This is a genomic window from Gemmata palustris (assembly GCF_017939745.1).
Classification (GTDB): domain Bacteria; phylum Planctomycetota; class Planctomycetia; order Gemmatales; family Gemmataceae; genus Gemmata; species Gemmata palustris.
In genome coordinates this window covers 7,479,723-7,493,566 of the sequence record NZ_JAGKQQ010000001.1, presented here as the reverse complement: position 1 = coordinate 7,493,566, position 13,844 = coordinate 7,479,723, and the positions used below count along the sequence as shown (strand labels likewise).

11 protein-coding genes are annotated in these 13,844 nt (G+C 63.6%); 3 read left to right on the top strand and 8 right to left on the bottom strand.

The window, feature by feature from the left end; genetic code table 11:
• Positions 1-58: 58 nt before the first annotated feature.
• Positions 59-496, bottom strand: coding sequence for a TIGR03067 domain-containing protein (locus tag J8F10_RS31065; protein ID WP_210660462.1), 438 nt, complete (start codon positions 494-496; stop codon positions 59-61).
• 60 nt (positions 497-556) lie between these two features.
• Positions 557-985, bottom strand: a complete 429-nt coding sequence (locus J8F10_RS31060) for a TIGR03067 domain-containing protein (RefSeq protein WP_210660460.1) — start codon at positions 983-985, stop codon at positions 557-559.
• 181 nt (positions 986-1,166) lie between these two features.
• On the opposite strand from J8F10_RS31060, the gene J8F10_RS31055 reads away from it, so the two are divergent.
• Complete coding sequence (locus J8F10_RS31055; RefSeq protein ID WP_210660458.1) at positions 1,167-2,651, top strand: hypothetical protein; 1,485 nt, start codon at positions 1,167-1,169, stop codon at positions 2,649-2,651.
• A 242-nt stretch (positions 2,652-2,893) separates the two neighbouring features.
• Here the strand turns inward: J8F10_RS31055 and kbl are convergent, their stop codons facing one another.
• The 4 genes from kbl to J8F10_RS31035 all read right to left on the bottom strand — a co-directional run bounded on the left by kbl (position 2,894) and on the right by J8F10_RS31035 (position 8,163).
• Positions 2,894-4,084, bottom strand: a complete 1,191-nt coding sequence (kbl, locus tag J8F10_RS31050; RefSeq protein WP_210660456.1) for a glycine C-acetyltransferase — start codon at positions 4,082-4,084, stop codon at positions 2,894-2,896.
• Positions 4,085-4,354: 270 nt separating this feature from the next.
• Positions 4,355-4,693 carry a hypothetical protein gene (locus J8F10_RS31045; RefSeq protein ID WP_210660454.1) on the bottom strand — a complete coding sequence of 113 codons (339 nt, stop codon included), beginning with the start codon at positions 4,691-4,693 and terminating at the stop codon, positions 4,355-4,357.
• A 17-nt stretch (positions 4,694-4,710) separates the two neighbouring features.
• Positions 4,711-5,739 carry a DUF1559 domain-containing protein gene (locus tag J8F10_RS31040; RefSeq protein ID WP_210660452.1) on the bottom strand — a complete coding sequence of 343 codons (1,029 nt, stop codon included), beginning with the start codon at positions 5,737-5,739 and terminating at the stop codon, positions 4,711-4,713.
• A 345-nt stretch (positions 5,740-6,084) separates the two neighbouring features.
• Positions 6,085-8,163: a thioredoxin domain-containing protein gene (locus tag J8F10_RS31035; RefSeq protein WP_210660450.1), complete on the bottom strand. Its 2,079-nt coding sequence runs from the start codon at positions 8,161-8,163 to the stop codon at positions 6,085-6,087.
• A 67-nt stretch (positions 8,164-8,230) separates the two neighbouring features.
• Between J8F10_RS31035 and J8F10_RS31030 the strand changes: the two genes are divergently transcribed.
• Complete coding sequence (locus J8F10_RS31030; RefSeq protein ID WP_210660448.1) at positions 8,231-9,040, top strand: phosphatidylinositol-specific phospholipase C/glycerophosphodiester phosphodiesterase family protein; 810 nt, start codon at positions 8,231-8,233, stop codon at positions 9,038-9,040.
• A 193-nt stretch (positions 9,041-9,233) separates the two neighbouring features.
• Here J8F10_RS31030 and J8F10_RS31025 read toward each other — a convergent pair whose 3' ends face one another.
• Positions 9,234-10,892 (bottom strand): DEAD/DEAH box helicase, encoded by a 1,659-nt coding sequence (locus tag J8F10_RS31025; protein ID WP_315854189.1) that lies wholly within the window; start codon positions 10,890-10,892, stop codon positions 9,234-9,236.
• 274 nt (positions 10,893-11,166) lie between these two features.
• A complete protein-coding gene (locus J8F10_RS31020; protein WP_210660444.1) occupies positions 11,167-11,715 on the bottom strand; it encodes a hypothetical protein in 549 nt (182 codons plus the stop codon).
• Positions 11,716-12,127: 412 nt separating this feature from the next.
• Here J8F10_RS31020 and J8F10_RS31015 point away from each other — a divergent pair, with 412 nt between their 5' ends.
• Positions 12,128-13,840, top strand: a complete 1,713-nt coding sequence (locus J8F10_RS31015) for an NADPH-dependent assimilatory sulfite reductase hemoprotein subunit (protein ID WP_210660442.1) — start codon at positions 12,128-12,130, stop codon at positions 13,838-13,840.
• Positions 13,841-13,844: the final 4 nt, after the last annotated feature.

The following is a 13,844-nucleotide window of genomic DNA, read 5'->3' as shown; positions in this document are numbered from 1 at the left end:
AGGCGCTTCCGCTCCCTTGCGGTCGCGGCTCGTCCAACTGCGATTCCTCCATCCCGGATCACTTCTTGCGGAGCAGTTTGATGACCGTGTCGTCTTCGCCCTGGCCCTTAAAGTCCTTCGGGCGCTCGCCCTTGCCGTTACCGCCCCGCGTGAACGCGATGGTGAGTTCCAGCCCCTTGTCCGTTTCCTTCACTTCGTAAATCCCCTCGACCTTCATGTCGTTCTTGGCCGTGAGATCGATGTGGGCCGGTTTCTTGGACGGATCGAGCGTGAACTTCGCGACCTCGTTGCGATTCTCCATTTTGATGATGATCTCGCCGTCCTTGATCTCGAACACCTTCACTTCGTCCTTCTTCGCGTCGGGTTTCCCGCCGACGAGGACGTCCACCACCTCGTAGGTGCCTTCGAGCTTTTTGGCCGCGTCCTTCGGCTCGTCCGCGGCCCGGGTCGCGAAACCGGCGAGCGCGAGAACCACAACAGCTACCAGTGGGCGCATCGGTTGGTACTCCGGTCGGGGTGCGTGGGGCGGTCGCGAACGAATTCGTGACCGGGGCGATTACTTCTCGGACTTCTTGAGTTTCAGCAGGATCACGTCTTCGTCCGACTTGAACTCCTTCGGCCGGTCCGTCTTCTCGGTGAACGCCAGCGTGAGTTCGCCCTTCTCGAATTTGTAGATCCCGGGGAACGTCTTGCCCTTCTCGGCGCCCTCGGTGGGGCTGAGGTCGATGGTCGCGGGCTTGGCGTCCGCGGTGACCTTGATCTTGGCCACTTTCTTGTCGTCCGCGCCGAAGGCGATGGTCAGTTCGTCGCCCTTGATCGTCACGGTGGCCGTGTCGGTCAGCTCCTTCGGGGCCGCTTTGCCGCCCTTCTCGGCGACGGTCATCTTGTACGTTCCTTCCAGTTCCTTGATGGCCTTCTCGTCGGCGGAAGCCGCGCCGACGAGCGCGAGAGCCAGTACCGTGAGGGCGCCAGCGAAGCGTTTCATGGGGGCCGTTCTCTCAAATGAATATCTGGTGGTGAGCGGGAACGCAGCGGACAGTTTACGCCGGGCCGCGCGCGTTGGAAACGGCGAATCGGCCCGGCGCGCCCGCGCGCCTTGACCGCGACCGTTATCGGTGCCTACAACGAACGAGTCGCCTTCGTGGGAACCCGCACCGGGTACTGCCATGACGGACGAATTGGCCGAGGCGCTGGTCGCACTGTTCGAGCGCCTCGGGCCGTATGTCCGCTCGGACCCGCACCTGCGCGACGCGGTCCACGGTCTGGGGCGGGCCATCGCGACCTGGGCCGACCAGTTCGCCCCCGCCCCTACCACTCATGTTGTCGAGCAGGCTGACCCCGCGGGCGCGGTTCTGCCGCCCCCTCCGGTCGTTATCCCCGCGGACTTTTCGCTCGCGCGCCCGCCGGCCCCGATCCGCCCGCTCGTGTTCGCCGACGACGAGGGTCGCGGGCTCGTTCCCGTCGATCTCCCCGTTATCGCGCGCCGGTGCCACCTGAAGGCCGAAGCCGCGCGCGTTGTCGCCGCCCGCAAGCGCGGGGGCACGGCGCCCGCGCCCGATGACCTCGTTCGCCTGGCTAACGAACTCCCCGACTGCGACCTGTGGATGCTGCACCCCGGTGACTACGTGGACGCGCCGAAGGCGTGGGAGGATTTGGGGGGAGCGTTCGCCGTCGGCGCGGAAGCGGCCAACTTGCTCGCGATCCTCCAAACCCTGCCCGACGCGCTCGCCGAGCGGCACCGCGAGCGCGTCCTGTACGCGGGGGCCGAAGCCCAGGCACTGATGTGGGCCGGCGTACTCGATGTTCACCGGCGCGTGGACAACGATCAGGTTCACCTGTTCGTCCACGTCCGCGAGTTCGCTCGCAACTCCCAGATCTACATCAACCGGTATCTGAAGAAGGAAGACCGGGTGTCCGCGGACCAGTGGCCGGACCTACTGAGCCGGCTCGCGGTGCTGCGCGACGCGCTGGCCGAGGCCCGCGGCAAGGCGCGCACCCGCGATAAGGGGCTCACCAACCTCAAGTACAAGTTGCGAAAGATGGCCGAAGCGCCCGCGAGCGCGGCCCCGGAATGGCCCCGTGTTTTGGAACTGCTGGAGGGGGTGGTATCGGCCGGCGTACCCGCGAGCAACGCCGACATCCGCGAGTTACTGCTCCCGGTGCTGGACACGCTGCCGGAAGATCAGGAGCCGGGCCCGAATGCGGAACGGGTATTCAGCGCGGTCAACGAGTACCTCGCGACGCGACCCGCGCCAGCGGACGATACGGGAACGGAGAAGCCGGCGGCGGAGATTTGCGCCGTGGCCGAACTGCTCCGCGGTCGGCAAGCGGTGCTAATCGGTGGGGTCGAACGGAACGCGGCACGGCGCTCCATCGAGCAAGCCTTTGGGCTGAACGAACTGAACTGGGTGTCCACGCGCCCGCACGAATCGGTCACCATCTTTGAACCCGCTGTCGCGCGCCCGGAGGTAGCCGTGGTGCTGCTCGCGATCCGCTGGGCGAGTCACAGTTACGGCGACGTTAAGGCCTACTGCGAAAAGTACGGCAAACCGATGGTGTACCTCACCGGCGGTTACAACCCGAACCAGATCGCCCACCAGATCCTCGCTCAGGTCGGCGACCGCCTGCGGTCACTGGACCGCGCAGGGTGATTGGTAGATGGCAGAGGGAAGACGGATTGGCCACAAAAAGGCACAAAGGGCACAAAAAGAAGAGGCAGAAGGCAGAACCGCAGATAACACAGATTACGCGGATCGGACAACAGAAGGCGTACTTGGTTAGCCCCGTGAGGGGCTCCAAACAAACTCTGTTCTTCGCCTTCTGATCTCTGCTCTCTGTCTTCTGATCTCTGCCTTCTTTTGTGCCCTTTGTGCTTTTTTGTGGCCAATCCTCTTTATTTCAGCACGCCGAGTTGCTTGCCGACTTCCGTGAACGCGGCGATCGCGCGGTCGATTTGCTCCGTCGTGTGCGCTGCGGACACTTGCATCCGAATGCGCGCCTGGCCGTGCGGCACCACCGGATAGCTGAAGCCGATCACGTAAATACCGCGTTTCAGCAACTCGTTCGCCATGTTCGTTGCGACGGCCGCGTCGCCGAGCATCACGGGAAGGATCGGGGTCGGGCCGGGCTTGATCGTGAACCCGGCCGCTTCGAGGGCGCTGCGGAGGCGAGCTGTGTTTGCCTTGAGCTTCGTGCGCAACTCGGTCGCGTTTTCGGCCAGTTCCAGCGCCTTCATCCCGGCCGCGACCAGTGCCGGCGGCACGCTGTTCGAGAACAGGTACGGCCGCGACCGGTTCCGCAGCCAGTCCACGATTTCGGCGCTGGTCGCAGTGAACCCGCCGCTCGCGCCGCCGAGCGTTTTGCCGAGCGTACCCGTAATGACGTCGATGCGGTCCAGCACGCCCAACTCTTCCGCGCCCCCGCGCCCCGTTGCGCCCAGGTGCCCGGTCGCGTGGCAGTCATCGATCCCCACCGCGGCCTTGTACTGGTCGGCGAGTTGACAGATGTCGGGCAGTTTGGCGAGGTCGCCGTCCATGCTGAACACGCTGTCGGTGAAGATCATCTTGAAGCGACAATTCTTCGCTTCTTCCAGCTTCGCCTTCAGGTCCGCCATGTCGTTGTGCTTGTAGCGAAAGCGCTGGGCCTTGCAGAGTCGGACGCCGTCGATGATGGAGGCGTGGTTGAGTTCGTCGGAAAGAATCGCGTCCTGTTCCGTGAGGAGCGGCTCGAACAACCCGCCGTTGGAGTCGAAGCACGAAATGTAGAGGATACTGTCGCCCTTGCCGAAGAAGCGGGCGATCTGCTGTTCGCAGCGCTTGTGGATGTCCTGCGTGCCGCAAATGAATCGCACGCTGGAGAGGCCATAGCCCCACTTCTTCAGCCCTTCCTGGGCCGCGTCCACGATTTCGGGATGGTTCGCGAGGCCGAGATAGTTGTTCGCGCAGAAGTTGACGACCTCCGCGCCGTTCACCGTGATGCTCGACATTTGCGGCGAGGAAATTCGGCGCTCGGCCTTGTACAGTCCCTTCGTTTTGAGATCGTCGAGTTGTGTGCGAAGGAACGCATTGATGTCGTCGGCCGGCATGTCCGAAACTCCTCGTGTGGAATGCCGGAATTGTATCGGCGGAACCGCGAAAGGTCGTGTGGAGTGACTCGCCGGTGAGTAGAGCCCGGCGAACGGCCGGCGTCCGTCGGCCGGTGAAACCAAGAAGATATTTGACAGAATTAACAGGACCGACAGGATTTAGACGCCTCCAACCGCGCGTGCCAACGAGCGGTTGGAGGCGTTCGACAGAGCGGCGTGCGCGGCACAACGAGGTGCCGCGCACGCTGAGATCATTTGCGCCGAGTGCCGTTAGCCGGCCGTTTGCTTCGGCTCCAACTGCTTGAGGAGCTCTTTCGCCTTGGCCGCGGTCTTGGCCTTCGGCTTCTGTAACTCGGCGAACCCTTGCTCCAGGATCTTGGCCCGCGCCGGGTCGGTTTTGCGAACCTCTTCGATGATGTGGGTGAACGAGGTTACCTCGCTGCCAAGAGCTTGCCCCTTGGCGTAATTATTGAGGTACTGCTTGGCCTGTTCCAGGGCACTGTTTTCCTTGACCTCAATGGACTGCTCCTGCACCCGGCCGGACGGCCCGCACCCAATTGGGCTACAGGCCGCCGCGAGGAGGGCGGCTACGGTATTGCGATAGCGCACTATGTGCCTCCTCCGAGTTAGAAGTTACCCAGCACTTGGCCGTCGGACCGGTTGCCGAGGCGCTGGAACGTAATGAGGTCGATGCTGTTGTTCAGGAACCGAACGGAGCCGTCGCCGAGGAGCCCGTTCACCCCGCCGGTGTGCATGCTGCGGGGCGGAACGATGCCGTAACCCCAGTCGTGCGCGCCGCCCGGGCAGCAGTCCGCGCCCGCGGTCGGGTACTGCCAGTTCGGTGTGGCGGCCGTGTTGAGTGTGGACTGGCCGGCGGAGTACCACGCCCACATGGTGCCGTTGTTCGACCGCATGCCGCTCGGGGACGATTGCGCCAAGCTCCCGATGGCGGTCAGTTCGGACGCTGTGGGGAAGTTCTTGTTCGCGACCGAATCGAACACGCCGTTGTTGGTGTAGAACACGTCGTAGGGGTACTTACCGGCGGTACCACTCGCGTTCGATCCGGACAGCAGTTCCGAGGCCAGCAGGGTGTTCGACAGCCCGTCGGTTACGTCCCCGAATTTCCGGTCGCTCTGGTAGGACACCATCCCGTTGAACCGGTCGCCGGCCCACACCGTCTCGACCGAACTACCCGTGGACCAGCCGTAGTTGGACCCCGGGCCGTCCCACCCCGCGGGGTTGCTCCCGCGCGCCGGCGCCGCCGGCGACGACGGGCACAGGAACACCGATAACTTCGTGTTCATGAGCGTGTTGTACGTGGTGCCCCAGTCCGCGCGGCTCGCCTCGAACAGGCGGTACAGGTTGTCCTGCTCCACGTAGGGCAGCACCTCGACGTGGGCGCTGGTCGCTTCCCACGCGTTGCCCCCGACCTGGCGGTAGTTCCGCGGGAACTTCCCGTTCGCGTCGTGGTACGTGTGCATCGCGAGGCCGAGTTGCTTCAAATTGTTGCTGCACTTCATGCGCGAGGCGGCCTCGCGCACCTTCTGAACGGCGGGCAGGAGGAGCCCGATCAAAATGGCGATGATCGCGATCACCACCAACAGCTCGATCAGCGTGAATCCACGCCGCGAGCGCGGGAGAGGGGAGAGATACATGAACGACCCTTAAAGAGAGAGTACCGACCAACTAAACCTTGGCCGAGCAGTGTGTGACGATTGAAACAGGAGAAACACACTCGCTCCTCACCCTATTTACACGATACGATGTGTCTGTTCTACCTGGTTTTTACAGAAACTCATGTGTCGCTCATCATAGCTGCGTTTAATGTCTCCGCGTGCAGATTTGGTATTGACTGCGATTTGTGAGAATGTGAAAGCGGCGTTCACGTTAACCGTTTTTGGGAGCTTGATTGGCCCCGAAATCGGTTGACGTGAACGCCGCAAGAGCTTAAATTGACCGCTTTTACCACTTAAAAACAGACGCGCGATCCATCGAGAGAATCAGCGCCATTGGGCAACCGCTTCGGCGCCCAGGAGCGGCGCTCGGCAGGCGAAATTCTCACACACGAACACCGTTACCGTGCCGTTCGCGGCTTCCTTGCCCTCGAATAGTGGGGCCAGTTGTGCGGGCGGGGAGCCGTCCGCCGGGTCGTGGAACGCGATCACGCGGTGCGGGATAAATCGGCCATAGATCGCGGCGAGTGCCCGGCCCGTCTCCGCGTCCTGTGGCGGGCCGACGATCGCGATTTGCTGAACCGGCCCCAGGAAAAAGTCGAGCGCAACGAGCATCTGCCCGGATGCGGCCGGGTGCTCGGCCATCGTCTCGCGGTACCCGCGCAGGGCGCGCTCGGCCGGTTCCGCGAGGTCGCGCCGGCCGGTGAGCGCCGCGAGCCGCAGGAGAACGGTGACGGCCATCGCGTTGCCGCTCGGCGTCGAGCCGTCGTGCAAGTCCTTCGTGCGCGCGATGAGCTGCTCGTGGTCGTCCGCGGTGAAGAAGAACCCCGGCCCGTCCTTGTCCGCGAAGTGCTTCAGCATCACCTCAGCGAGTTCGATTGCCGCCCGCAGGTACTTCACGCTGAACGTGGACTCGTAGAGCGCGACGAGCGCGTCCGCAAGGAACGCATAGTCTTCGAGATAGCCAGTCAGCTTCGGCGGTTGGCCCACCCCCGCGGTGCGATAGAGCCGGCCGTCGGGGGTACGCATGTTGTCCAGGATGAAATCCGCGGCGCGTGCGGCGCTGCGAAGGTACGATGGCTCGCCGAGCGCGGCCCCCGCTTGGGCGAACGCGGCGATCATCAGCCCGTTCCACGCGGTCAAAATCTTCTCGTCGCGACCGGGCCACACGCGCTTCGATCGCGCTTCGTAGAGTTTCTCTTTCACACTCTTTAGTTTCGCCTGGAAGTCCGCGAGCGACAGCCCGTGCGACTTCGCCTCGTCCTCATCGGATAACGTGCGAAACAGGATGTTGTGCCCCTCGAAGTTACCCTGTCGCGTTACGCCCCAGACCTTGCACGCGAACTCCGCGTCATCAGCGCCGAGCACCGCGCGCAGCCCGTCCATGCTCCAGACGTAAAACTTGCCCTCTTCGCCCTCACTGTCGGCGTCTTGAGTTGAGAAGAACGCGCCGGTACTCGCGGTCATCTCGCGCTGAGTGTAGTCGAGCGTTTCGCGCACGATCTGCTCGAAGAACGGGTCGCGGGTTTTCTGGAACGCTTCCACATACGCGCTCGTGAGCAGCGAGTTGTCGTAGAGCATCTTCTCGAAGTGCGGTACCAGCCACTTCGCGTCGACGCTGTAGCGCGCGAACCCGCCGCCCACCTGGTCGTACATCCCGCCGCGGGCCATCATCGCGAGCGTGTGTTTCACCATGTCCAGTGCAACGGGGTCGTTGAACCGAGCGGAAAGGCGCAGGAGTAGCTTAAGCTCCAGCGCGTGCGGGAACTTGGGCTGGGAGCCGAAGCCACCGTACCTGGGATCGTAACTCCGGCGGAGCGCGTTCAGCGCGCCGAACAGCAATTCCGGTGACACCGTGGCGTCGCTCGCTTCCAGCCCGCCCATTCGCTGCAGGTCCGCAACGATGCTGCTCCCGATCTCGTGAACGCGGTCGCGCTGGGTGAGCCAGGCGTTGTGAATCCCCGCGAGCAGTTGCTTGAAGCTCGGTCGCCCGTGGGCCGCGTACCGATCGTCCGGCGGGTAGTACGTGCCCGCGAAGAACGGCTTGAGATCCGGCGCCAGGAACACGGACAGCGGCCAACCGCCGCCCTCGCGCGTGAGCATGTGGAGCGCGTTCATGTAGATCGTGTCGAGGTCCGGGCGCTCCTCGCGGTCGACCTTAATGCACACGAAGTGTGAGTTCATCACCGCCGCGGTAGCCTCGTCCTCGAAGCTCTCGTGCTCCATGACGTGGCACCAGTGGCACGCCGAGTAGCCGATCGAGAGAAAAATGGGGCGATCGAGTTCCTTCGCGCGAGCCAGTGCCTCCGGTCCCCAGGGGTACCAGTCAACCGGGTTATTGGCGTGCTGCTTCAGGTAGAGGCTCGTCTCGGCGGCGAGACGGTTCGGTGTGCGCGCGGATGACATGGCGTGTCTCGTGGTGCGTCGGGCGATAGGATTGTACGAAACCGCACCTCCTGACCCGTGAGTTCCCATGACTCTATTCTACTTGGCGACCTGCGCCGGTCTGCTCGCTGCGCCGGCCGGGGCCGACGAGCCGCCTAAAAAGGCGGTTGTGCCGCTGGCTCGAGCGCACGCGCACAACGACTACGAGCACAAGCGGCCGCTGTTTGACGCTCTCGATTGCGGCTTTTGCAGCGTGGAAGCCGACATCTGGCTCGTGAAGGGGGAGTTGCTGGTCGGGCACACGCCGTTCCAACTCAAGCCGGAGCGCACGTTGGAAAAACTCTACCTCGATCCGCTCCGCGCGCGGGCGAAGGCCAACGACGGGAAGGTGTACCCCAAGGGACCGGCGTTCTACCTGATGATCGACATCAAGACGGACGCGAAAGAAACCTTCACCGCGCTCGCGAAGGTACTGGAGAACTACGCGGACCTGCTCACGGTCACGCGCGACGGCAAGACCGAGGTGAAGGCCGTGACGATTGTCATCAGCGGGAACCGCGACGCGAAAGCGGTCGCCGAGCAGAAAACGCGATTCGCCGCGCTCGACGGGCGCCCGGCCGACCTCAACGGCGACACTTCGGCCGCGCTCGTGCCGTGGGTCAGCGAGTCGTGGCGTGTGCTGTTCAAATGGGACGGCACCGGTGCGATGCCCGACGAGGAGCGCAAGAAGCTCCGCGAACTCGTCGCGAAGGCACACAAACAGGGGCGCAAGGTCCGGTTCTGGGCCACACCAGAGAAAATCGAAGTGTGGAAGGAACTGCTCGCCGCGGACGTGGACTTCCTGAACACCGATAACCTCGCGGACCTGGAGAAGTTCTTGAGGGGAACGGGGAAATAGAAGAAAGAGCCACGGATAAACGCAGATGACACGGATCAAAACCGAAGAAAGAAAGAGCATTCGACAGGGCCGACAAGATCAACAAGATTTGAATTTTAATCCGGTTGATCCTGTTAATCCTGTCAAAAACTCTTCTCCTTGTCTTGATCCGTGTTATCTGCGTATATCCGCGGCTAATTCTTACTTAATTTCCTCAATGTTTCTCGCGTTTCGGGCGCGCCTTGATATCGAAGAGCCCGAAGATTTCGTCCTCGTTGAGGCCGAGCGAGGCCGGCTTTTCGGCTTGCGAGAGCAGGTCGTTAAACACCTGGCGCTTCGCGTCGAGGATATCCGCGATGCGCTGTTCAATGGTGCCGCCGCTGAGGAACCGCGTGACCGTGACGGGGTGCTTTTGGCCGAGCCGGTGCGCGCGGTTGATCGCCTGGTCCTCGACCGCGGGGTTCCACCAGCGGTCGAACAGGAACACGTAGTTCGTGAACTGGAGGTTCAGGCCCACACTCCCGGTGCCGTAGCTCATGAGGAGCACGTGTGCGTCCGGGTCGGCCTTGAAGCGGTCCAGGATTGGCGTCCGCTGGTTCTGCGGGATCTTCCCGTGGTACTGCAGCGGGTTGTACCGCGACAGCGCCTTGGCCAGCACTTCGAGCGGCTCGACCCACTGCGAAAAGATGATCGCCTTGCGCCCGCTCTCCGCCACTTCCTCCATGTCCGTGAGCAGTTGCTCCAGTTTCGCACTCTCGCCGGTGAGCGGATCAAAATTGCAAATCTGCTTCAGGCGCATCACGAGCTGGAACACGTGCTGCACGGTGATGGTGGCGCCGAGTTCGTTCAGGTGAACGACGCCGTCGTCTTCGGCACGCGAGTATGCCGCGCGCTGAGCCGGGGTGAGTTCCACCTCAAGGTCTCGGACCATTTTCGGCGGCATGTCCGTGAGCACGTCGTCCTTCGTGCGGCGCAGGATCGAATCGGACGTGTACTGCGGGATGCGGCGCGGCGGCGTGCCCGAGGGAATACGATCGGGATCGACGAAGCTGAAGATGTTCACCAGGTCGTCGGGGTGGTTCTCGATCGGCGTTCCCGTGAGCGCCCAGCTCCGTCCGCGGTTCAGCGAGCGGACCACCTGGGCCGTCTTCGAGTCCTTGTTCTTGATGCGCTGCGCCTCGTCTAGCACGACTGCGTCGAAGTAGATGCGCTTGTCCGAAGCGAGATCGCAATCGCGTGTAAGTGTTTCGTAGTTAATGAGCTTCAGCGGGCAGTTGGAAACGAGCCACGTACTGCGGCGCTGGTCCGGGTCGCCATCAAACGTCTCGAACGGTACGTCCGGCGCCCACATCTTCAGTTCGCGCCCCCAGTTGTGCATGAGCGGCTTCGGGCACACCACCAGGGCCTGTTTGATTTCGCCCGAGTGGAACAGCAGGCGCAACGTGAGAATCGCCTGGGCCGTTTTGCCGAGGCCCATTTCATCCGCGAGGAGCGCGTGATGCCGGGGCATCAGGAACGCGATACCCTCGAGCTGGTACGGGTACGGCTCGAACGGCACTTCGAGTTGTTTCCCATCGAACAGCCCGTCGAGCGGCGGCTGAAGGAGGTAGAGCAAGCGGTCTTTGAAGAGCACCGTGTCCGCCGTGGGCTTGGGGCGGATGCGTGCTTTCGCGCTCTCCTGGTTGTCGGGCAATGCGGGCGCCGGGAGATTCACCGAATGGCGCCCGACTTTCGGCTCGGTCGCGGTGCGAGGCGGCGGGGTGTACTCCGCGGGCGGTGCGGGGAACTTCCAGCCCTCGGTGGTCACGATCAGGTCCAACCGCCCGAGCGACCGTACCCACGGCGCCTCAGTGAGCAACCTCGCTTCGCGCACGCTCGGTTCGAGCGGGTGATCGAGCTTCGGTAGGTCGCGGGTTTCCAGATCGAAGGTGACGGGGAGATCGAGAAGACCTAGCCCCCCGTCCCCCCTCCCTGAAGGGAAGGGAGCGTCCGCAGAACCTACCCCCCCCGCCCCCATACCTGAAGGGAAGGGGGAGAAAGAGTTCTCTGGGTTAGGTAACGCGGTTTCAAGCACAATGGGCGCGCGCGCCAGCTCCCCCTTCCCTTCAGGTATGGGGGACAGGGGGGTAGGTTCTGCGCGTTCCGCGTCAAGCCGCACGGTTCGTCACTCCCATTTTCCGGGCTTCGCCCACGGCCTCGCGAATGCGCGCGAACGGTTCCGTCAGATCGACCGCCGAATCGACTCGCTCGAGCAACTGCGCCACCAAATCTCGGTCCGCCGCGGACCGCGCCGGGAGGAACAACCCGCCCGGGGTGCGCGCGTGAGGGAACGGGATGGCGTCCGGTGCTAGTGTGGCGCCTTGAGCCGAAATCGCGACCACCGGAATGTCGATTCGCGACCGCAGCGCCAGCACGGACGGTGAGTCTGTGACGATTAGATCGGGTTTCGTGCCCGTCTTCTCTACTAGCGTCTTTCCGATCACGTCGGCATGGATGTATTCCGTTAACGTGGGACCGTAGAGGGCGGTTTGCACCCGGTTCGGCTGCACCGCCGTCGTGAGCCGGAATTCGAGCGGTCGACCCCAACCGTTGGTAACCAGATACCCGCCGAGCCAGCCGGTTTGGTCTTGGAGCACCGCGAGGAAGCCGAGCGCGAGCGAACCGGGAGGTTTGGGTGGTGCGGCCTGTTGTGTCACGGTGAGCGGTCCTGACAGTGAGTGATACCATGTGGCACCCCCCACATCGGCGCGAAGCGCGTGCGCGGTTTATGCTGGTTCGCGCCGAGTGGGGTAAATGGTGCCCTTTCAGGCGCGGCAGCCGGAACCGGTTGCGCAACTTATCAAGTGCGCCCAGATGAACGTTGAAATGTGCCGCCACGCGACCCGCGAGCGTCCCGACTGCAGCATTTCTGCGGGCGCCCGAATGAGCAATCCGGGAGTGAACGGTAGTGATTCATTCAAGCCGATCGGGTACTTGTGCTCCCGCAAGAGCAGCGCGAATCAGTCAGTTCGCGAATGAACGTTCGCCGAAAAGTGGGCTTCCGAATCGGCCGATAAGAAGTAAAACAACAGGTATAGATCCCGCGAAAATCACCGCACAGGTTCCGAGATGTCTGACGAAACTGCACCGAAACTGTCCCCGGTCGAAGGGCACAAGGTCGAGGGCCGCTACCTCCGCGGTACGCTCCCGGAAGAACTGGCCGATCCCGCGATCGACCACTTGAGCGACGCCAACAAGAGCCTCATCAAGTTCCACGGCAGCTACGAACAAGAGGACCGCGACGCCCGCAAGAACCGCGGTAAGGCCGGCGTGGGCAAGGCGTACATGTTCATGATTCGCCTCAAGCTCCCGGGCGGGAAGCTCACGGCGGACCAGTACCTCGCGCTGGACGACATCGCGGGAGAGTTCGCGAACGGCACGCTCCGGCTCACGACCCGGCAAAGCATTCAGTTCCACGGCGTGCTGAAGGGCAACCTCAAGGCGACGATGGCGGCGATCAACGCATCGCTCGTGACCACGCTCGGCGGGTGCGGCGACGTGAACCGCAACGTGCTGTCGTGCCCGGCGCCGCTCCCGGACCCGACCCGCGCGCGGATGATGGCCGACTGCGTCGCGGTCGCCGAGCACCTCGCGCCGAAGGCCGGGAAGCAGAGCTATCACGAAATCTGGCTGAACGGCGAGCCGGCGCAGTTCCCCGATGACGCCAGCGTCGCGGAGCCCATCTACGGCAAAACGTACCTGCCGCGGAAGTTCAAGGTGGCGTTCGCGCTGCCGCACGACAACTGCACGGATTTGCTCGCACAGTGCCTGGGGTTCCTCGCGATCACCGAGAACGGCAATCCGGTCGGCTACAACCTGTTCGCGGGCGGCGGGCAGGGCCAGACCAATAGTAAGCCGGACACGTACCCGCTGCTCGCGCAGCCGGTGGGGTTCATTGAACCTGATGAAGTGCGAGCGGCGTCCGAGGGCATCATCAAGCTGTTCCGCGACCACGGCAACCGCACCGACCGCAAGCGGGCGCGGCTCAAGTACGTGATGAAGGATTGGGGTGTGGAGAAGTTCCGCGACGTGTTCTACCGCGACTACTTCACCGGGGCACGACGCGCAACGCGCGACGCGGAGATCACCGGCCTGGACCTGCACCACGGCTGGCAGGGCATGGGCGGCGGGAAGCTCTTCCTGGGCCTGTCCGTGGAGAACGGCCGCATCAAGGACGATGGCGCGATCCGGCTGCGCTCGGGGCTCCGAGCTATTGTTGCGAAGTACCGCCCGGACGTGCGCATCACGGCGCAGCAAGACATCATGCTGTGCGGGCTGACGATGGACGATCGCGCCGGCGTCGATTCGATGCTGAGCGAGTACGGTATTCCGCGCCCCGAAACGCTCTCGCAAGTGCAGCGCTGGAGCATGGCGTGCCCCGCGGTGCCGACGTGCCCGCTGGCCATCACCGAGAGCGAGCGGGCGCTGCCGGGGCTGGTCGGTCAACTCGCGGGCGTGCTCACGGACCTCGGCTTGGCCGAGGAGCAGATCAGCGTGCGCATGACGGGGTGCCCGAACGGGTGCGCCCGGCCGTACCAGAGTGAGGTCGGGATCGTCGGGCGCGGCGGTACGAAGTACACGCTGTACATCGGCGGCGACAGCTACGGTCGGCGCCTGAACACCGAAATCCAGGACGGCGTGCCGATCGACCAGATCGCGCCGAAGCTGGGTAAGGTGTTCGCGGCGTTCGCCTCGGAGCGCACGAAGGGCGAGCTGTTCGGCGACTTCTGCTCGCGCGTGGGCCTGCCGAAGCTCAAGGAACTGCTCGGCGCGCCGGCGTAACCCG